The following is a 19200-nucleotide window of genomic DNA, read 5'->3' on the forward strand; positions in this document are numbered from 1 at the left end:
CCCGGACCCGATGATCTCCTCCTGTACTGACATCAGTAGGAGACAAGAGGGTTGTGACGGTCCGAAATCCGCACCCGCTCTGACCTGGGGCTTTTCCCTGCTTCGGGGTGCCGGGCACCAAAGGGGGTTCCCCAGTGGCATCCGAAGTGGGGGCCGAAGGGGCCTGCCCGTACGAATGGTCGTCATCGTCTGGTCTCCCTCGCTGCCCCGGCCGGGGCGTTGATCCGAAGGCAGCAGCGTGCAGAAATACCCCTTGTCTGCGGTCTGACGGCCCCCGGTAGCGAGGCCGGTCCAGGGGAAACGTGGCAGTGCGCGGCTACGCGGCACACCCGGACAAGGGGTCGAGTGCACCGCAGCGGGCGCGCTCAGCGGCCGGCTGCCGGCCCACGTGCGGGCCCGGCTGCCGGGGACGGTGCGCCTGGTGGCCGTCGTTCTCGCGCAACAGCTGTGGTGCGTCGTCGTCCTGACGGTCGGCGTGACGGGCCGTCCTCTCGCGCGACTGGTCGCCTGCCCGCGTGTAGGCGCCCTGGAGGCGGCGCAGCTGCTCGTCGGCGAACCCCAGCGCTTCCACGTCCGTGCGCGACTTCTTCAGGGCCCGCAGTGCCGACAGGTCGACCGTCTCCCCGTGTTCGGCTTCCGGCTCCTGGTCGCCGCGCTCAGGGGCGGCGGCCCAGATGCGCGAGCAGCTGCTCGGGCATCGTGGCCCGCCGGTGCGCGGCACCGTCGTACGCGCGCCCACGCCCGGCGGTGGGGTTGTACAGCCGCTGGGGGGCGAGGCCACGACCGGCTCCGAGTCGGGGCAGGACGGTGTCATCCTCATCATGGGCGCGATGGCGGTGCTGCTCACCCTCATGCTGATCACCGTGGCCACGCCAGACCCTGAGCCTCGTGCTCGCCTCGGTAAGCGCGACCGGCGTGATCGGCGGGCTGCTCGGCGTCCCGGCGGGATACGCGCTGCACGGCCTCGTCATGCCGGTGAGCGGATCCGCCAGGTCTGCGGGGTCGGGGCTGCCCATACAGGCACAGGTGCCGAAGTCCCCGTCCAGGCAGGCCCTCTTGAGAGGGACTGGGGAGGCCCGGACGGGGGACGGCAGCGGGAAGCGGTGCGGGTATCGGCGGCGAGAGGGGGGTGTGGGGCAGCAGCTCCGCCCCGGACTCGGCGCCGCACAGATCCGGCCCTCTCATCCGTAGACCTTCCCCGAGACCTCTCCCCCGGCCCGCGGCAGGGCACATCAGAGACGCACGGCTGCCTCGGCGTCGTCGTCTCCGTCGGTCCGTACGCGTTGAGCCGCTGCCTCGGCGCTCCCACCTACGACACCGGCTCCGACACCTCCCGCGATCGAGGCCGGGGAGACGGGTACCTGCTGAAGGACGCGCTCCGCGATGAGCTGTTTCGCGGCGGTCAGGGCGGCGGCGGAGGGCCGCCGTGTTGTCCCCGGCGGTCGTCTCGCCTGGTCACGGCGGTGCGCGGCCCCGCCGCGCCGTCTGTCGACGACGTGCTCTCCGCGCGGGAGTTGCAGGTGGTGGAGCATGTGGCGCGCGGCGCGTCGAACCGGGAGATCGCTCGTGTGCTGTTCATCAGCGAGGCGGCGGTCAAGAAGCATCTGACACACATCTACGACAAGTTGGATGTGAGGGAGCGGGCTGTGGCGGTGGCGGCCGCGAGTCGGTGTCCCGTTCGGCCAGAGGACCAGGGCAGCCCAGGATCGGAAACAAGCTCTCAGGGATTCCGCAGCTCCGCTGCCTCGTCGCGGGCCCGGGTCGCGGCCGGGTGGTCGCCGGCCTGGGTGTGCGCGGTGGCCAGGGTGTCGAGGGCGACGGCGAGCCAGGTGTGGGAGCCGATCTGTCGCCAGATCCTGACAGCGGCTTCGGCGCGTCTGCGGGCGAGCGCCGGCCGGCCGGCCGCGAGTTGCGCCTCGGCGAGGGCGTACAGCGTGGCTGCCTCGCCCCAGAGGTTGCCGAACTCCCGGTATGTCCACAGACTCTGTGCGAGCAGACGGCGCCCTTTGTGATGCTCGCCCTGGCGGACCAGGACGTCTCCGAGCCAGCAAGCGGCGTGAGTGGCGGTGAGGCGGTCGCCGAGGTCCGCGCTGATCGCGTGGGCCTGCCGGTAGGCGTCGGCGGCGGCCGGGTAGGCGCCGCGTTCGCGGTGGCTCTGGCCCAGGCAGCGCAGGGCCTGGGCCTCCCCCGGCCGGTAGCCCGCGGCCCGGCTTTCGCGCAGGCACTCCGTGAACCGCTCCACGGCGTCCTCGACACGGCCTTGTTCGAGGTCGATGACGCCGAGCCCGTTGGTGGCGTAGACGAGACAGTTGACGTTGCCCGCCTGCCTGGCCAGCTCGGCGGCCTTCTCGAAGTGAAGCACGGCCGAGGAGTACTGGCCGAGAAGCCGGTGCACGTACGCCAACCCCGCGGTGGCCCCCGCCAGGTAGGTCGGCCCCTGGCCTTCGGCGAGTTGCAGCGCCTGTTCGAAGTGGTTCAGCGCTTCCGGATACCGGTCGAGGATGGTGGTGAGTTCGCCGAGGCAGCGGTGGAGTTTCGCGGCGCTGTGCCGGTCGTCGTTGCTCAACGCCGTCTTGAGGGCCCGGTTCTGCAGCCGCTCCCAGTCGTCGAAGTGGCCGCCGACCTGGAACAGGGTCGTGAGGGCAGTGGCCAGTCCTGCGGCGGCGGGTGCGGCTTGCGTCCTGTCCAGCGCCTGCTCCGCCACTTCGATGAGGAACTGGCGCTCCTCGGTGAACCAGACCAGCGGGTCGGTGAGCAGGCGACCGGCGTCGGCCGGGGAGACCCGCCAGGAGGCCGGATCCGTCTGCGAGATGCCCTGGAAGTCGACGCTGAGGGTGTCCGCGGCGAGGTCTGCGAGGTGGAGGCTGGCCCCGAGCAGCCGGGTGAGTGCGGCCGTACGGTCCGGGTGATGGACGGCACGATCCGCACGCTCCCGGCCGAACAGCTTTACCAAGTCGTGCAGGCGATAGCGAATTCCGGTGGCGCCGACCGAGCCGATCTGCACCAGGTGCACCTCGACCAGGTCATCGACGACGGCCTCCGCGTCGGACACGTCCGCATCCAGCAGCGCGGCCAGCGCCCAGGTGGCGAAGTCGGGGCCGGGCAGCAGGGCGAGCATTTGCAGCGCGTGCTGGGTCTGCGCGGTCATCCCCTGATAGGTGAGTTCGAGGCTGGCCCGTACGGCGATGTGGCCGACGGCGAGCTCATCAAGTTTACGCTCCTCGTGGGCGAGGGCGCGGGCCACATTGGCCAGGGGCCAGTGCGGTCGTGCGGCCAGTCGCGCGCCGGCCACCCACACCGCGAGCGGAAGGCCACCACAGGTCTGCACGATGGAGCGGGCCGAGTCGGGCTCCGCGTCGGTCCGGTTGGGGCCCAGCATCTCGCGCAGCAGGGCGAGCCCGGTCGCGGGGTCCAGCACATCCAGGGCGAGGCGACGGCAGTCCAGCTCCGCCATCATCGTGCGGCTGGTGACGATGGCTGAGCACTCCACGCCGCTCGGCAGCAGGTCGCGCACCTGCTGGGGCCCGGCGGCGTTGTCCAGGACGACGAGTACCTGCCGTTGGGCGAGCAGGGAGCGGTAGAGGTGGATGCGTCCGGTCAGTTCCGCGGGCACCGTCCCGCCGCGGACGCCGAGCGCGCGGAGGAAGGTGCCCAGGACCGTGAACGGATCGGCCGGATCGTTGCCGAAGCCGCGCAGGTCCGCATGCAGCTGACCGTCCGGGAATCGGGAGGCGAGCCGGTGGCCCGTGCGTACGGCGAAGGCCGTCTTGCCCACCCCGGCGGGGCCGGTGACCAGCAGGGTGAGCGGGCCCCGGCCGTCCGCGTCGAGAAGCTGGCAGGCCTCGTCCACCTCGGTCTGGCGGCCGACGAACAGGAAGAGGTCCGCCGGCAGGAGTCGGGGGACGAGTTGTCGGCCCGTCACGGGATTCACGGCAGCGCCGCTGTCGTCTTCCGCTTCTTCGTCGGCGGACGGCACGTCGGCGCGGGCGGCGGCCGGATCGGGGTCGCCGGACAGATCCGGATCTCCGGCCAGGATCCGCCCGTACAGCCGCCTCAACGCCGCGCCGGGGTCGACCCCCAGTTCGTCGGCGAGCCGCCGCCGGGCGCGCTCGTACTCCTGCAATGCCTCCGCCTGCCGCCCGCACCGGCACAGGGTGAGGACCAACTGCCCGATCACCCGCTCGTCGAGCGGATGCGCCTCGGCCCGGGCCACCAGTTCGCTCACCATCCGATGGTGCTGTGCCAGGCGTAATCGGACGTCGACCAGCTCCAGTTGGGCGGCCAACCGCTCGGTGTCGAGGAGCTGACGCTGCGCGTTGAACCACGCTGTGTCCGCTCCGGCGAACGCACTGCCCCGCCACAGCCCCAGCGCCTCCCGCCACAGCGCCTCCCCCTGCTCGTCCGCGGTCGCCCATCGGGCCCGGTCGGACAGGTCCCGGAATCGGTGCATGTCCACCAGCAAGGGATCGGCCGTGAGCCGATAGCCACCGCTGCGCTCACGTGCGATGGTCGTGCCGTCACCGGCCAGTACGGTGCGCAGCCGGGAGATGTAGCCGTACAGTTTCCGGCGGCCGTGCCACGGTTCGGCGTCCCCCCATACCCGGTCCACGAGCGCATCAATCGGCACGGTGTGGTCCGCGTCGGCGAGCAGCGCCGCCAGTACGCGCTGTTGCATCGGGTGCCCGACGTCGACCGGGATCCCGTCGCGTCGTACCTCGATGCTCCCCAGGACCCCGAAGAGCGTGCCCATCACACCCCCTTTGTCGTGCCCTCACCCGTCCCCACGCCACCCTGAGCGCCACCGACCAGTGCTTCAAGGCGTATTCAAGCTTTTCCGAAGATTTCCTGATACCCGTCGCGACACAGTGAGCGGCCAGTACAGGTGACGCATTCACCGAGGGGGAAGACATGGCAAGACGCATCGTCCAAGCGGCTCTGGTCTCCGTATCGGCCGTCGGAGCGCTACTCATCGCCCCTGCCCAGTCCAACGCGGTGGCCTCCGCCTGCCCGGCGCCGCCCCCCGTGGACGGGTTCTACGGGTACCAGGGAAGCGTGAAGAGCAGCACGCCACTGCGGAGCGGGCCCGCGAGCACCTGCGGTGGCTCCTACATCAGCGGGGCTGTGGCGGTGAGTTGCTGGTACGCGAACAGCGCGGGAAACATCTGGTACGCCACCATGCACTACGGAACGCTCCAGGACGGCTGGGTCTACGGCGGCAACTTCACCGCATTGGACATGACCCTCGACGACGTGAACTACTGCGACGGCTGGTGATTCGCATGGTGCGTGGCGTGTCCCGGCTCGCGAGGCAGCCGTCGGCGCGGCCGCGACGCAGCAACACCAGGTCGAGGTGCGACAAGCTGACCCAGGAGCAGTTGGGCGCGCTGCGGGAGTTCGGCGTCAACTGGGCGTAGGGGCCCGCTGTCTGGGCCGTTGTTCGGGTGCAACCCTGGTGGCTCGTCGGGAGTCTGGGATTTTGTGGTGTGGTGGGGGCTTTCGTGCGGCTGGGTCGCGGGGATGGCATATGATGCACCCTCATAAATATTACATAAGAGGATGTACACGTCATGACACTCTGTGCCCCGTATCGTTCTCTTCGCGGCATATCGGCCGTTGTTGCCCTGCTCGCGCTCGGTGCGGTGGGATGCTCGGACGTCTCCGATGCCGTCGACAGTGCCAAGGACGGCGCGAAGAAGGTGGCCCGTCAGCGCTCGGTGTTCTCGCTGGACATCGGCGACTGCTACAACCCGACCGGCAAGGCCGAGGGGACGGCGTACTCCGTCGAGATCGTGCCCTGCGACGAGGCGCACGAGGGCCAGGTCGTGGGTGAGTTCGCGATCGACAAGGGCAAGGAGTACCCGGGCGACGACGGGGTCGCGGCGATCGCGGACGACCGGTGCCCGGTCGAGGCGCAGAAGTACTCCCCGGACACCTGGGCGCTCCCCCAGGGCGTCGCTCTCTTCTACTACACGCCGACCCTGGAGAGCTGGGCGACGGGTGACCGCGCGGTGAGCTGCACCTACACCGCGGAGAAGGGTCCGTTCAGGGGCTCGCTGGACACCGCGAAGTCCCTGAAGCCCGAGCAGAGCACGTACCTCGAGGGTTCGAACGCGGTATACGAGGCCCTGTGGGCGAATCAGTCCGAGAAGGACATGGTGGAGGACGACCTCGCCGGCTACCAGGCGCAGGCCAAGGCCGTCGCGGCCGCGCTCGACGTGCACGTCAAGGCTCTGGACGGCATCGAGGGCGCCGAGGTCGGCAAGCTGCGCGCGACGCTGACGAAGGCGGCGGGGAACTGGAAGAAGGCCGCGAACGCCTCCGACGCCGACGCGTTCTACATCAGCTACGACTCGGCGTTCACCGGTATCGACCCGGGCAAGTCGGTCGCCGCCCGCAAGGAACTGGGCCTGGCCACCACTGTTCCGGCCGACGAGGCCGAGGTCTGGGCGGGCTGACGCTCCGTCGGATCGGCGGGGCCGTGTCCCGGCAGGGCCCCGGCCCCGCGTCTTCGCTGTCGCGGCGGGGACGGCGGGGTGGCGGGTGGCGTCAGTCGCGGCCGCCCCTGGCCGGGGCCGGCCAGGTGCCGGTGGCCCGTTCGATGGCCTTGGCGCCCGACCGGTCCACGGCGCTGCGTACCACGGCGAAGATGGCGCCCTGTACGGCGGCGGCGAACAGCACCTCGCCCCATCCGCGGTCGCGGTCCAGGGCGTCGGGTGCGTCGTCCTCGTGACGGATCACCTTCCACGTCTTCCGGAAGGCGAGCCCGGCCAGGGTTCCGCCCACCCATCCGAGGGCGAATCCGACGGGCTTGTAGGCGAGTGGCAGCTTCTGTTTCTTCTTCACCGGTGTCTCCCTCTCTGGTGCCGGGCCCCCTGCCTGCGGGCTCGTGGGGCACCTCACGGGTGCCCTGCGACGGCACCTCCACACCGGGACGGGACCTCGCGCCCGCCACCGCTGCCGGGCGGCGCGGGGCCCGGCCGGGGAGTGTCTGTCCGCACCGGGCCCCGCGTCACAGCTGTCAGACGTAGACGACGGCCTCGGCGCGTATCCAGCCGCGGCCGTCGGCCGCGGCGTCGGTGGCGACCAGTACGTAGCTCCACTCGTCGTAAGTGGCGCCCTCGCAGGTCGAGGCGCCGACGATGTCACCGGCGTACTTGGTCTTCACCACGGCACTGGTGGGGTGCGGTGTCTCGTAGACCCCGGCCGTCGGCCAGACCACCTTGTACTGGCATCCGGCCCGGGCCGCGGCGCCGGCGACCGGGCCGGTGGCGAGTGCGCCGGCGAGGCCGAGCGCGGTGGCCAGAACGGCAGTGGTGAGACGGGTTCTGCGCATGCCTGTGTGTCCCCCTCGGGAGTTGATGGTGTGTCAGGGCGCAGGATGACAGATCGTCCGGCGGCGCCGGGCACCGCCCGCCGGCTCAGGAGAGCCTCAGGAGCGCTTCGATCCTTTTGCCCGGGCCCGTCACCGTGACGGCGAGCCTCTCGGCCGGCGGACGGGCAGCCGGCCGTATCCGCCGGCGGTGTGTTCACCGGGATGGCGTGTGACGCTGACCGGCATCGGCCACCGTGATCCGCGGTCCGTCGCGGGCCAGTTCGGCGGCGAAGTCCGTGATACCGGCGCCGTGCCGCGGCGCGTTGGTGACCGGTTCGGAGGTGACGAGCAGCGCGTCGGCGAGGACGACGTCGTCGAGGGTGGTCTCGTCGATCTCGCAGAACCCGCTGTGCAGCAGTGCCATGACACGCGCCCGCGGCGTTCGCGGGCACCGCATGCCCCGTCTGCCCCGGCGGTCTCTCTTCACGCGGTGGCTGCGGGTGCGTGTGGCGTCCGTCGTGTCACCGCTCCAGGAGGTCGGTGCGGCGTCGGGGGGGCGGGGTGTTCGCGCCGGGCGGGGAGCACGTGCGGCACGGCGGAGTCGGCGAACGTCGGTTCCTCGGCGGCGGGGGCCGGGCGGCCCCCGCCGGGCGGCCCCCGCCGGGGGCGTCCCGGACAGGAGGCTGATTTGCCGTTTTGTGCCGCTTTCGCAGTGATTTGTTGATGTTTGCCGTCAAGGTCGGAGGTGCGGGACGGTTCTCAGGGGGCAGCCGCTCTGATGTCGAGATGGGACGGCGAAAAGGAAAGGGGTGAGGGGGCCGCACAGCGGACCTCACGAGTGTGGCGACTTCCGCGGAACAACCGACCGATACAGGTGGTGGCATGAAGAGATCCGTTCTCCGTGTGGCGCCGTATCCGGTGCTCGTCGCGGACGCGCGCGGCGTCGTGCGCTTTGTCAACGACACCGCCTCGGCCCTGCTCCCGCGCGCACGGCCCGGGGTGAGGGTGACCCGCGCGGTGCCCGAGTGGCTGGCCACCGCGCACCGGGACCTGTCCCGCGTCCCGGCCGGGAGCCCCGCGGGCGGGGGATCCGCCGGGACGGGGTCCTCCGCCGGCCCCGCCGTCCGCGGTCAGATCGGCGAGCGCAGTTTCGAGGCGCACCCCACCTGTGAGGAGACCGGTGAGGTCATGTGGTGGCTGGTGGACGACACCGATCATCTGCTGGCCCGCACGGCGCTGCGCATGGAGCGCGAACGGACCGCTTTTCTGGGGGATGCGTCGAACGCGCTTCTGTCGTCGCTCAATCTGGACCGCTGTACGGCGACGACCGCCAGGCTCGCCGCCGGGCATCTCGCCGGAGCCGCCCTGGTGATCGAACCGCCGGCCGGCCGCGGGCTGGCGGTGGTCTCGTGCACGCGCGGCGGTGAGCCGGTGCGCCGGCAGGTCGGTGCCGGGCCCGACCTCGTCCCCGGCCTGGCCGAGGCTCTCCAGGGCTTCCCGCCGGTGCCCTCACGCTGGATCGATCCCGCCGCCGCGCCCGACTGGATGGTTCCCGAGGACTTCGGCACGGTCGGCTCGATAGTGGTGACCCCTCTGCCCGGTCATGGCGTGCCCGCCGGCGCGCTGGTGCTGCTCCGGAGGGCGGGCGAGGCGCCGTTCACCGAGAACGAGGAGGTCTTCGCCCGGCTGTTCGCGGCCCGCGCGGGGGCCGCGCTCTCCGCGGCAAGGCTGTACGCGGAGCAGAGTTCGATCACCGAGACGCTGATGCGTGAACTGCTGCCGCCGGTGCTGCACGACGTGTCCGGTGTGGAGTTCGCCGGTGCCTACCGGCCCGCGGCCGAGAGCGAACGTGTCGGCGGTGACTTCTACGACGTCCACCCCGCGCCCGCCGACGCGGAGGGCCAGGAGTCCCTCGTCATCCTCGGTGACGTGTGCGGCAAGGGTCTGGAGGCCGCCGTACTCACCGGCAAGATCCGCAACACGCTCCACGCGCTGCTCCCGATGGCCGACGACCACCAGCGGGTGCTCAGTCTGCTCAACGGCGCGCTGCTCAACTCGCACCACACCCGTTTCGCGACGCTCGTCCTGGCCTCGGCCGTACGGCACGCAGGCAGCGTGCGGCTGCGGCTGACCAGTGCCGGCCATCCGGCCCCGCTGATCGTGCGCGGTGACGGACACGTCGAGGAGGTGCGCACCCGCGGCACCCTGGTGGGCGCGCTGCCCGAGGCGACGGCCGTCACGGTGGAGGCCAGTCTCGCGCCCGGTGAGACCTGTGTGCTGTTCACGGACGGCATCACCGAGGCCAAGGGCGGCCCGCTCGGCGGCGATCTGTTTGGCGACGAGCGCCTGCACGGCGCTCTGTCCCGGTGTGCCGGGATGCCGGCCTCGGCGGTGGTGGAGCACATCCAGATGCTGGCCTCCCAGTGGGTCCGCGGTGGACGGCACGACGACATGGCCGTGGTCGCGATCACCGCCCCGCGCAACAACCACCTCAGCGCGGTAGGCGGACGGGGACCGGGCAGGTTCACCGCATGAGTACGTCCCCGGCACATTCCGCACCGGACCGCCCGGACCCGTTCGGGGAGGCCGAACTCCGCCACGCCGCCGAGAAGTTGTGGGAGGCGGTGTCGTGCGGCGACGAGTACGCGGCGTACGGCGTCGTCCTCGGCGCCCATGACGAGGGAGCCGACGGCGAGTCCCTCCTGCTCGACGTCATAGGCACCGTCCAGCGCAGGGTGGGCGAGGAGTGGGCCGCGAACCGGATGAGCGTGGCGAGGGAGCACGCGGCGACGGCCGTCAACGACCGGGTGATCGCCGCCCTCGCGGCGCGCCGCACTCCGGCCGCGGGCCGGGCCGGACGTATCACCGTCGCCTGTGTGGACGGCGAGTGGCACGCGCTTCCCGCCCGGCTGCTCGCCGAGGTGCTGCGGCTGCGCGGCTGGCACGTCGACCACCTCGGTGCGCAGGTGTCCACCGCGCACCTGATCGGCCATGTGCACCGTACGGGCCCGGACGCCGTCGCCCTGTCCGGTTCTCTGGCGACCCGGCTGCCCGCCGCGCACGCCGCCCTCACTTCCTGCCAGGCGGTGGGCGTCCCCGTGCTGGTGGGCGGCGCCGCCTTCGGTGACGACGGCCGCTACGCGCGGCTGCTGGGTGCCGACGCATGGGCGCCGGACGGCCGCGCCGCGGCCGATCTGCTGGCGAGAGGCCCCCTGGAACCGCCGCTCACCGGCCGTCAGCCCGTCGATGACCTGCCCCATCTGGTGGATCAGGAGTACACGATGGTGCGGCGGGACAGCAGCCGCCTCGTCAGGGCCGCTCTCGCCGGGCTGGAGGACCCTCTGCCCGCCGTGCGGTCCTCCGGCGACCGCCGGCGCCCGCACACCGCGGAGGACCTCGGCCACATCGTCGACTTCCTCGTCGTCGCGCTCTACACGGACTGCGAGGAGCTGTTCACCCGCTTCCTCACCTGGACGGCGGGCATCCTCACCGCGCGCGGCGTCCCCGCGGCCTTCCTGACGCCCGCCCTGGACGTCCTCGGGACGGAACTGAAGGAGTTCCCCCGGGCCGGCCGTTTGATCAACCACGCCCGACAGGCGCTGAACGACTCCGCCGTTCGCGCCGCACGATCCGGATCAGGAGTGCTCCGATGACGACGATTCCGCCCGCCGGCCTGCTGCTGAGCGTCTCGCTGAGCGATGAGCACACCGTGTGCGTGGGCATCGAGGGCGACCTCGACTACGACAGCTCCCAGCAGCTCCTGGACGAGACCCTCGGGCAGCTGTCCCGCCACACCGGCACGCGCCATCTACGCCTGGACTGCTCCCGGCTGGTCACCTGCGACTCCATGGGCCTGGCCATCCTGCTGGCGGTCCACCGGGCCACCAGTACGGCCGGGGTGCGGCTGCATCTCGACGGGCGCCCCGCCTCCCTGGACCGCGTCCTGCGGCTGACCGGCACCCTGGGCCACCTGACCGATCCGCCGGCCGGCGCCGGGAGCGCCGTCGCCGGGGAACAGCAGGACGTACCCGGAGGCGAACACTCCTGAGCCGGCCGTCCGGCCGCCGGCCCGGATGAGATGGCCGGAGCGACGGCGCCGTACCGCGAGGCGGCCGGCCTGACCGGCACTCAGGCCGAGCGGCGCTGCCTGCTCGGCGAAGCCGACCGGCCGGTCGTGAGCGGCGGTGACGGCCGCGATCACCGGGCCTCACTCGGCCCTGACCGGTAGCAACGCACCACGCCCTGTGCGGGCGGGCGGTGTGCGGGCGGCGGGCGCCGGAGCCGCCATCCGGATCAGCGCCGGGCGGCCCCTTCCGGTGATTGCGGGGCACCTCGTGAGCGGCGTGGCCGGCGCGGGGGTACGGCATCTGGGCACAGGACGGACCCCGGAGCCCGCGAGGAGATCAGCCATGTACGCAGTAGTGCGGCGGTATGAAGGCGTGAGCGATCCGCCCGAGGTGGCACGCCTCGTGAAAGAGGGGTTCGTGCCGCTCGTACGGCAGATCCCCGGCTTCGTGGCCTTCTACTGGGTCGACGCCGGTGACGGGGTGTTCGTCTCGACCAGCGTCTTCCATGACCGGGCCGGCGCCGAGGAATCCACCGTGCGGGCATCGCACTTCGTACGGGACAACCTCGCCTCGCGCCTGCCCAACCCTCCCCAGGTCACAGCCGGCGAGGTCGGGGCCTCGGCGTAGCGGGCCGCCGGGCCGGCCGCCGCCTGTCCGGGTAGCGGCTGTCCGGGTGGCGGCTGTCCGGCGGGATGCGATAGACAGTGCGGCAGTGTGACCACGAGGGGGCGGCCATGGCAGTCGGCGCAACACCGGCGGTGAACGGGGCAGTTGACCTGAGCGCCGGGCTGCCCGGCCGAACCGGGGCGGTCGGCGGGATCGAATCGCTGGTCCTCGACGGCCGCCGTCTCTTCTTCGGCTTCGACTTCTCCTCCGACCAGGTGCTCTCCCCGCTGATCGGCGACGAGGGAACCATGGCGCGGTTCGCCGCGCGGCACATGCGCCAGCGTACGGGCGCCCACGACGAGCCCTACTGGGCGCAGTTGGTGCGGTCCTCGGTCGACAGCTCGGACCTGGTGTGGCGCGACGAACAGCGCACCTTCACCACCGGCGCGCTGGAAAGCGGGAACGCCGGTGCCGCGCACGGACACCTGCTGTACCTCCTCAGCGCGGCCACGGTCCAAGACGAACACACACCCGCCGACGACACGGCGGCGGCAGGGCGCGAGCGTCAGGCGATGGGTGCCGATTGCACCGTGGCCAACTGGTCCCTGCTGTCCGCCCCGTACAGCCGTGGAACCGGGCGGGCAGCGTCCCGCTGACACTGACCCGGGTGAGCCGGCACCTGGAGGCGGGGTGGCGATCCACGCGCTGCGGCCCGCCGAACGGGAGGCGGACAGGGCGGAGCTGACGGCCCGATTGGTGGAGGAGCGGCTGGACGCCTGTGTCACCGCCCTGATGGACGCGCCGGGCTGAGCGCAGAGGATTGTGCAAGGGGAAGGGAGAATAGTTCTACTGTCACCGCAGGTCAGAGCGGTTCAATGGGATTACGAGTTCTTCTGTGGAGCGGGAAAGTGTCACCCCGCCCACGTTCCCGCCGTCCCTGAGGATCACACCATGAAGACGATTCTGATCACCGGTACTTCATCCGGATACGGGCGTGAGACCGCCCTTCACTTTCACTCGCAGGGGTGGAACGTCATCGCCACGATGCGCACCCCGCGTACGGGCGTCCTGCCCGAGTCGGACCGGCTGCGCGTCGTGGAACTCGACGTCACCAGGGCGGAGAGCATCGCCGCCGTCTTCGGGGCGGCCGGGCCCATCGACGTACTGGTCAACAACGCGGGCGTCCCGTCGATCGGTGTGTTCGAGGGCACGCCCATGGACCGGGTGCGGGACGTCTTCGAGACCAACACCTTCGGCGTGATGGCGACGACGCAGGCGGTACTGCCCCGGTTCCGCGAGCGCGGCTCCGGCGTCGTGGTCAACGTGACCTCCAGCGTGGTGCTGGGCCACATGCCGCTCTCGGCCGTCTACAAGGCGAGCAAGATGGCCATCGAGGGATTCACCGCCTCGCTCGCGCTGGAGCTCGCGCCGTTCGGTGTGCGGGCGAAGGCTGTCGAGCCGGGTGCCTGTCTGACGACGAACTTCGCGGCCGGTGCGATGCACGGCGCCTCGCTGGAGGAGCTGGTCCCGGCTGCCTACGCCTCGTGGGCGCAGAAGGCCATGGGCGACTTCACGGGTCAGGACCTGTTCACCAAGGAGAGCGACGTCGCCGAGACGGTGTGGCGGGCCGTGCACGACACGACCGGCCAGCTGCGGTTCCCGGCCGGTCCCGACGCGGTCCAGCTCGCTCAGGCGAAGTGACCGGCCGGCAACGGGCGTGGTGGCGCCGTGCTGCCATCACGCCGGTGCGCGCCTGACGGCTCGTTACGTCAGGGGAGGGCGGCCGCGGGGGTGCGCGCCGTGGTGCGGAGGCGGGCGGCGTCCTGGCTGGGGGGCGTGCCGAACTGGCGGCGGTATTCGCGGCTGAACTGTGACGGGTTGTCGTAGCCGACGTGCCGGCCGACTCCGGTGATGTCGCCCGGGCGGGTCGTGAGGAGCAGCCGGGCCTCCTGGAGCCGGATCTGCTTCTGGAACTGGATGGGGCTCATCGCGGTCACCGCCTGGAAGTTGCGGTAGAAGGCGGAGACGCTCATCCCGCAGAGGTGTGCCACGTCTTCGACGCGGAAGGGCTGCGCGTAGTGCTCGCGGATCCAGCGCACGGCACGGGAGACGTGGCTGAGGCTGCTGTCGGCGAGTCCGAACTGGCGGACGGCCGCGCCCTGGTCGCCGGTGATCAGGCGCCACAGGATCTCGCGTTTGATCAGGGGCGCCAGCACGGCGCGGTCCCGGGGTTCGTCCAGCAGGCGGAGCATGCGGATCACCGCGTCCAGGAGCGGGGGCGGGGTGTCGCTGACCGTGATGCCCGGCGGTGCGGCGCCGCCGGTACGGGGAGTGTCTCCGGGGCCGGCTTCCAGCAGGAGTCCGGCGACGGCGGAGGGTTCGAGTGCGAGGCCGAATCCCAGGGCAGGCCGGCCGGGCTCGATCCGGGTGAACTCTCCGGTGACGGGCAGGTCGACCGACGCGACCAGGTACTGGCCGGCGCCGTACTCGTACACCTTGTCGCCCAGGGCGAGCCGTTTGGCGCCCTGGGCGATGACCGCCAGCACCGTGCCGGACATCGAGGGGGCCGGCGGGTCGGGCCGGTCGACCTTGGAGATGAGTACGCCGTCGACGGCGGTGGTCCAGTCGGGCCGGGCGTGCCGGTCGAGGAGTGTGCGGAACTCGTCGGGATACATGACCTGATTGCAGCACACAACCCGGCAGCTGGTCTTTCGCTGGAGAGGATCGTGCAAGTACCCGAGAGCATCGTTCTACCGTCTTCGCAGGTCACAGAGGTTGAATGGGATCACCGAAGTCCACATCTGAAGAAGAAGGTAGTCGTGAACGCCACTTACGGATTCAACGCCGTCCTGACCGCCAGGCCGGGGATGGGTGATCAGCTGGTCGACCTGCTGCTGACCGGACTGGACGAGGGAAGCCCCGGCGCGAGCGAGCACTGCGTCGTCTACCTCGTCTCCCGCTCCGCGTCCGATCCCGCCGTCGTCCATGTCACCGAGGGGTGGACGAGCGAGGAGGACCACCACCGGGCCTTCGCCGGCGAGGCCGCGCGGGCCATCGTCGCGCGGACGGGCGGGCTGCTGGCCGGGGAGCCCTCGTACACCGACTACGTCCCGGTCGGCGGGAAAGCGGCCTTCTGAGCCGGCCGGTCCTTTCCCGTTCCGCGCCCGGCTTCCCCGCACGGCGGCCGGGCCCCCTCCCCCCTCTCCCTCTCCTCCTCCCTCTTCCTGACCACGCATCGTCCGACGAAAGGTCTCCATCATGTCTGTGCCCCGGCCCGGCCTCGATCCCGAACTGCGCACGCTGCTCGCCGATATGGAGCTGGGGTCGGAACTCGACGCCGAGGCGCTCGCGCGGATCCGCCCGTTCTCCTCGATGCCCGTCGAGCCTCTGCTCGCCGGCCGTGCGGTCGACCGGCGCGAGGTCACCGTGCCCGGATCGGACGGCACGCCGATCGCGCTGTCGGTCTTCAGCCCCGCCGGGACCCGGAGTCCGGCCGGGGCACCGTGCGTCTACTGGATGCACGGCGGCGGGATGGTCATGGGTGACCGCTTCTCGCAGATCGACATCCCGCTGGAGTGGCTGGAGGAGCTCGGCGTGGTCGTGGTCACCGTGGACTACCGGCTCGCGCCGGAGGCCACCGGCACGGCCCTGGTCGACGACTGCTACCAAGGACTGCTCTGGACCGCCGGGCACGCGGCCGAACTGGGCATCGATCCCGCCCGGATCGTCGTCGCGGGTACGAGCGCCGGCGGCGGTCTCGCCGCCGGTGTCGCGCTGCTGGCCCGCGACCTCGGGACCCCGGCCGTCGCCGCGCAGATGCTGATCTGCCCCATGCTCGACCACCGCAACGTCACCGTCTCCAGCCGGCAGTACTCCGGCGAGCCCGGCGTCTGGACCCGCGAGATGAACGAATTCGGCTGGCGGTCGGTCCTCGGCACCACCGGGGACGGGCAGGTGCCCGGCCATGTCTCACCGGCGGTGGCCGGTGACGTGTCGAACCTGCCGACCGCCTACGTCGACGCGGGCTCGGCCGAGGTCTTCCGCGACGAGGTCGTCGCCTACGCCACCAGGATCTGGGCGGCCGGCGGCCAGGCCGAACTGCACATCTGGGCGGGCGGCTTCCACGGACTGGACTCGCTGTACCCGCGGGCACGCGTCTCGGCCGCGGCCCGCCGCACCCGCACCGGCTGGCTCACCCGGGTCCTGGCCCCGGCTCCCGCCGGCGGGGCCGGGGAGGAAGCCCACTCCTGAGGACGTACGGGTCCGACAGCCCGTCGGCTCGGATCGCGCGGCACACAAAGGGGCCGTGGCGGGAGAGCCGGTGCCGGAAGGGGCCGTGGCTGAGGGGCCGCGGCGAGGGGCGGTGGCGGGAGGGGCCCCTCGGCGTACCGCCGGGATCTGCGCCGCCGTGCCCGACACGTTCCGGACTTCCTCCGGCGCACCGCGCGTTCCCTTCCCGCCACCGGCCGCAGTCACGCTCCCTGGGTGCTGACCCCGGGCGACGAATCGCATATACGCAAATGCCGGCTACTGGGGCTCACCGGTTCCGCGGCCGTGGCCGCCGGCGGTGCGGTGGCCGGTGCCCTGCCGGTCGGTGAGGCCCTGGCACCGTCGTCGGGAGCGGCCGCGGCGGGACTCTTCGGCGCCTACTTCGGGCTCGTGCTGCTCGTCGCGGCCTGGGCCTGGCTGGGGCGTGCGGTGCGCGGACCGCGGCCGCCCGGTACGCGCAGCATGGTGCTCACGCTCGTGGTGTGGGCCGCACCGCTGGTGGCCGCACCGCCGCTGTTCAGCCGGGACGTGTACAGCTATCTGGCGCAGGGTGCGATGGTGGACGCCCGGATCGATGTGTACGCCCATGGTCCCGACCGGCTCGGCGGTCCGCTCGCCGCGCAGGTCGCGCCCCTCTGGCAGGACACGCCGACCCCGTACGGTCCGCTGTTCCTGTCGTTCGCCTCGCTGATCGCGCGTGCCTCGGGGGCGGAGCTCTCGGCCGGGGTGCTCGGGATGCGGCTGGTCGCGCTGTGCGGCGTGGGTCTGATGGTGCTGTCGCTGGTGCTGCTGGCCCGGCACGGTTCCACCGCGCCGGGTGCCGCGCTGTGGCTGGGGGCGCTCAATCCGCTGCTCCTGCTGCATCTGGTGGCCGGCGCGCACAACGACGCCGTGATGCTGGGTCTGCTCGGCGTGGCGCTGGTGGCCGCGCGGGGCCGCTTTCCCGTGCTGGGCGCGGTCCTGATGACTCTGGCCGCGCTGGTCAAGGCGCCTGCCGCGCTGGGGCTGCTGGCGGTCGCCGTGTTCTGGGCCGGCGGGCTCAGCGGCCGGTACCGGTGGCTCAGAGCGGGGTGCGCGGTCGCCGCCGCCGCGCTCACCACGACCGCCGTGGTGACCGCGGTCACGGGCACCGGCTACGGCTGGATCGGTGCCCTCAACACCCCGGTGTCCCGGCACAACTGGGCTCTCACCTCTCTCCTCGGCCGGATGACCGCGTCGGTGCTGCGCGGGGCGGGCAGTGACCTGGCGCCGTTCGCGCTGGACGCCTGGCGGGCGGTGGGCGTGGCGGCGACGGCCGTGGCCGTGCTGCTGGTGTGGCTGCGGCGGCCCCGGCACAGCCCCGTGTACGCGCTGGGTCTCAGCCTGATCGCGGTCGCCGTCCTGGGTCCGGCGATCCGCCCCTGGTACGTGCTGTGGGGACTGTTCCCGCTGGCGGCGGCGGCCCCGCCGGGGCCGGCGCGCCGGGTGGTGGCCGTTGCCAGCGGGGTGCTCGCGCTGGCCCAGCTGCCGAGCGGACTCGCCGCGGACGGCCTCCAGTTGACGCTCGCGGTGTGCGGCGGGCTGTTCGCGGTGGTCGTGCTCTGGTGGGCGCGCGAGATGTCGGACACGGAAATGACACCGGCCGCGGGGGAACCGGGGAGGGCGGTATGACGGGGCGGGGCGCGAGGCGGTGGTGGTCCGGGCCGCGGCGCGGGCGTCTGCTCCTGGGCGTGCTGTGCGCGGGTGTGACGGTGTTCGTCGCGACCGTCCCCTACCACCGCGACTGGTTCGACCTGTGGGTCTACTACGACGCGGTGCGTCACTGGACCGGTGCCCCGGGCGGGGTGCGGGGTGCGGGGCTCTACGACTACCGGGTGCCCGGCCAGGTGTACGGGTTCACCTACCCGCCGTTCGCCGCCCTGTGTGTGCTGCCGCTGTCGCTGTTCACCTGGCCCCTCGCGGTCACCGCGGGCGTCGTGGCGAACCTCGGCGCCCTGGCCCTGATCCTGCGCCGGCTCGCCGGACCGGTGATCCGCCGTCACGGTCTGGACCGGTGGACCTCGTACGTCCTGATCCTGTGCCTGCTCGCCCTGCTGGAGCCGGTCTACGACAGCATCAGTTTCGGCCAGGTCAACCTTCTCCTGCTGGCTCTCGTTCTCACCGACGCCCGTCTGCTGGTCACCGGCAGCCGGTGGGCGGGCATCGGTATCGGGCTCGCCGCGGCGGTCAAGCTCACCCCCGCGATCTTCATCGGCTATCTCTTCGTCACCCGCCGCCACCGTGCCGGCGGCACGGCCGCCGCCGTCGCCGTGGGCGCGACGCTGTTCGCCGTGTGGGCGGCACCGGGTGCCTCGTACGCGTACTGGACGTCGGCTCTGTGGGACACGGGCCGCATCGGCGATCTGAGTTACGTCTCCAACCAGTCCTGGCAGGGTGTCCTCGCCCGGCTCGCCGCACCGGCGGAACCCGGCCGGCTGTGGTGGGTCTGCGGCGTCGTCGCCGTCGCCGGCGTCTGGGTGTTGCGGGTCGGCAGGGCACGGGCGGTGGGTGATGTGCGCGGCGGGATCGCGCTGACCGGCGCCGCCGGGTGTCTCGTCAGCCCGGTCACCTGGGTGCACCACCTCGTCTGGCTGCTCCCGGCGCTCGCCGTCCTCGCCGACCGGGCGCTCGAACCGCCGCGCGGCTTCCGTCCGCCCGCCGTGGCGGCCGTGGTGTACGTGATCCTGTGCAGCTACGTCGTATGGCTGTGGCGGTACGACGCGGGCGGCGCCGACGGCTTCGTCGGGAGCAACATGTTCGTCTGGACGTCGCTCGCACTGCTCCTGGCGCTCCCGCTCAGGCGGCCGGACCCGGAGTTCGGAGGACTTCGCGGCGGACCGGTAGGGCCGGCACCGGAGCCCCGGGGAGCAGCGGCAGCCGTACCGTGACGATGCGGAGTCCGAGGACCGCGGCGCTCGCCCCGGGGAC

General features: G+C 72.0%; 20 protein-coding genes and 1 pseudogene. 15 read left to right on the forward strand and 6 right to left on the reverse strand.

All coding sequences use genetic code 11. From position 1 onward, the window contains the following. Window positions 1-316 precede the first annotated feature (316 nt). Entirely contained in the window at window positions 317-853 is a 537-nt protein-coding gene (locus tag ACFWHU_RS37110; RefSeq protein ID WP_387230599.1) for a hypothetical protein, read from the reverse strand. A gap of 448 nt (window positions 854-1301) precedes the next feature. Here ACFWHU_RS37110 and ACFWHU_RS37115 point away from each other — a divergent pair. Continuing rightward, a pseudogene (locus tag ACFWHU_RS37115) lies at window positions 1302-1664 on the forward strand (LuxR C-terminal-related transcriptional regulator); the annotation flags it as partial. A gap of 56 nt (window positions 1665-1720) precedes the next feature. Here ACFWHU_RS37115 and ACFWHU_RS37120 read toward each other — a convergent pair. Further along, on the reverse strand, window positions 1721-4750 hold the full coding sequence (locus ACFWHU_RS37120) for a BTAD domain-containing putative transcriptional regulator (RefSeq protein ID WP_387230601.1): 3030 nt from the start codon (window positions 4748-4750) through the stop codon (window positions 1721-1723). Between the two features lie 158 nt (window positions 4751-4908). Between ACFWHU_RS37120 and ACFWHU_RS37125 the strand changes: the two genes are divergently transcribed. The 3 genes from ACFWHU_RS37125 (at window position 4909) to ACFWHU_RS37135 (ending at window position 6455) form a co-directional block, all read left to right on the forward strand. Then, window positions 4909-5274 carry a hypothetical protein gene (locus ACFWHU_RS37125; RefSeq protein WP_387230603.1) on the forward strand — a complete coding sequence of 122 codons (366 nt, stop codon included), beginning with the start codon at window positions 4909-4911 and terminating at the stop codon, window positions 5272-5274. A 17-nt stretch (window positions 5275-5291) separates the two neighbouring features. Further along, entirely contained in the window at window positions 5292-5414 is a 123-nt protein-coding gene (locus tag ACFWHU_RS37130; RefSeq protein WP_387230605.1) for a hypothetical protein, read from the forward strand. A 153-nt stretch (window positions 5415-5567) separates the two neighbouring features. Continuing rightward, the gene (locus tag ACFWHU_RS37135; RefSeq protein WP_387230607.1) at window positions 5568-6455 is read left to right on the forward strand and encodes a septum formation family protein; all 888 of its coding nucleotides are present in this window, start codon (window positions 5568-5570) and stop codon (window positions 6453-6455) included. A gap of 91 nt (window positions 6456-6546) precedes the next feature. On the opposite strand, the gene ACFWHU_RS37140 is transcribed toward ACFWHU_RS37135, so the two are convergent. The 3 genes from ACFWHU_RS37140 to ACFWHU_RS37150 all read right to left on the reverse strand — a co-directional run bounded on the left by ACFWHU_RS37140 (window position 6547) and on the right by ACFWHU_RS37150 (window position 7736). Continuing rightward, window positions 6547-6843 carry a DUF4235 domain-containing protein gene (locus tag ACFWHU_RS37140; RefSeq protein WP_385801185.1) on the reverse strand — a complete coding sequence of 99 codons (297 nt, stop codon included), beginning with the start codon at window positions 6841-6843 and terminating at the stop codon, window positions 6547-6549. A gap of 175 nt (window positions 6844-7018) precedes the next feature. Further along, the gene (locus ACFWHU_RS37145; RefSeq protein ID WP_385801183.1) at window positions 7019-7333 is read right to left on the reverse strand and encodes a glycosyltransferase; all 315 of its coding nucleotides are present in this window, start codon (window positions 7331-7333) and stop codon (window positions 7019-7021) included. Window positions 7334-7526: 193 nt separating this feature from the next. Beyond that, entirely contained in the window at window positions 7527-7736 is a 210-nt protein-coding gene (locus ACFWHU_RS37150; RefSeq protein WP_387230609.1) for a hypothetical protein, read from the reverse strand. 458 nt (window positions 7737-8194) lie between these two features. Between ACFWHU_RS37150 and ACFWHU_RS37155 the strand changes: the two genes are divergently transcribed. The 7 genes from ACFWHU_RS37155 to ACFWHU_RS37185 all read left to right on the forward strand — a co-directional run bounded on the left by ACFWHU_RS37155 (window position 8195) and on the right by ACFWHU_RS37185 (window position 13686). Then, window positions 8195-9847, forward strand: a complete 1653-nt coding sequence (locus tag ACFWHU_RS37155; protein WP_387230611.1) for a PP2C family protein-serine/threonine phosphatase — start codon at window positions 8195-8197, stop codon at window positions 9845-9847. Then, a complete protein-coding gene (locus ACFWHU_RS37160; protein ID WP_387230613.1) occupies window positions 9844-10965 on the forward strand; it encodes a cobalamin-dependent protein in 1122 nt (373 codons plus the stop codon). Before ACFWHU_RS37155 ends, ACFWHU_RS37160 begins: the two co-directional genes overlap by 4 nt. Next, on the forward strand, window positions 10962-11360 hold the full coding sequence (locus tag ACFWHU_RS37165; RefSeq protein WP_385801174.1) for an STAS domain-containing protein: 399 nt from the start codon (window positions 10962-10964) through the stop codon (window positions 11358-11360). Before ACFWHU_RS37160 ends, ACFWHU_RS37165 begins: the two co-directional genes overlap by 4 nt. Before the next feature lie 30 nt (window positions 11361-11390). After that, window positions 11391-11540, forward strand: a complete 150-nt coding sequence (locus ACFWHU_RS37170; RefSeq protein ID WP_387230615.1) for a hypothetical protein — start codon at window positions 11391-11393, stop codon at window positions 11538-11540. Window positions 11541-11721: 181 nt separating this feature from the next. Then, entirely contained in the window at window positions 11722-12006 is a 285-nt protein-coding gene (locus ACFWHU_RS37175; protein WP_387230617.1) for a hypothetical protein, read from the forward strand. A 107-nt stretch (window positions 12007-12113) separates the two neighbouring features. Continuing rightward, complete coding sequence (locus ACFWHU_RS37180; protein WP_387230619.1) at window positions 12114-12641, forward strand: hypothetical protein; 528 nt, start codon at window positions 12114-12116, stop codon at window positions 12639-12641. 295 nt (window positions 12642-12936) lie between these two features. Further along, complete coding sequence (locus tag ACFWHU_RS37185) at window positions 12937-13686, forward strand: SDR family oxidoreductase (RefSeq protein WP_387230621.1); 750 nt, start codon at window positions 12937-12939, stop codon at window positions 13684-13686. Window positions 13687-13754: 68 nt separating this feature from the next. Here the strand turns inward: ACFWHU_RS37185 and ACFWHU_RS37190 are convergent, their stop codons facing one another. Next, a complete protein-coding gene (locus ACFWHU_RS37190) occupies window positions 13755-14660 on the reverse strand; it encodes an AraC family transcriptional regulator N-terminal domain-containing protein (RefSeq protein ID WP_387230623.1) in 906 nt (301 codons plus the stop codon). 144 nt (window positions 14661-14804) lie between these two features. Between ACFWHU_RS37190 and ACFWHU_RS37195 the strand changes: the two genes are divergently transcribed. The 4 genes from ACFWHU_RS37195 to ACFWHU_RS37210 all read left to right on the forward strand — a co-directional run bounded on the left by ACFWHU_RS37195 (window position 14805) and on the right by ACFWHU_RS37210 (window position 19160). Further along, window positions 14805-15122: a putative quinol monooxygenase gene (locus ACFWHU_RS37195; RefSeq protein ID WP_385801163.1), complete on the forward strand. Its 318-nt coding sequence runs from the start codon at window positions 14805-14807 to the stop codon at window positions 15120-15122. A gap of 121 nt (window positions 15123-15243) precedes the next feature. Beyond that, window positions 15244-16236: an alpha/beta hydrolase gene (locus ACFWHU_RS37200; RefSeq protein WP_387230625.1), complete on the forward strand. Its 993-nt coding sequence runs from the start codon at window positions 15244-15246 to the stop codon at window positions 16234-16236. A 234-nt stretch (window positions 16237-16470) separates the two neighbouring features. Continuing rightward, window positions 16471-17904: a polyprenol phosphomannose-dependent alpha 1,6 mannosyltransferase MptB gene (gene mptB, locus ACFWHU_RS37205; RefSeq protein ID WP_387230627.1), complete on the forward strand. Its 1434-nt coding sequence runs from the start codon at window positions 16471-16473 to the stop codon at window positions 17902-17904. Beyond that, window positions 17901-19160, forward strand: coding sequence for a glycosyltransferase 87 family protein (locus tag ACFWHU_RS37210; protein WP_387230629.1), 1260 nt, complete (start codon window positions 17901-17903; stop codon window positions 19158-19160). Before mptB ends, ACFWHU_RS37210 begins: the two co-directional genes overlap by 4 nt. The last annotated feature ends 40 nt before the right edge of the window (window positions 19161-19200 follow it).

This window comes from Streptomyces sp. NPDC060366, from assembly GCF_042725135.1.
Classification (GTDB): domain Bacteria; phylum Actinomycetota; class Actinomycetes; order Streptomycetales; family Streptomycetaceae; genus Streptomyces.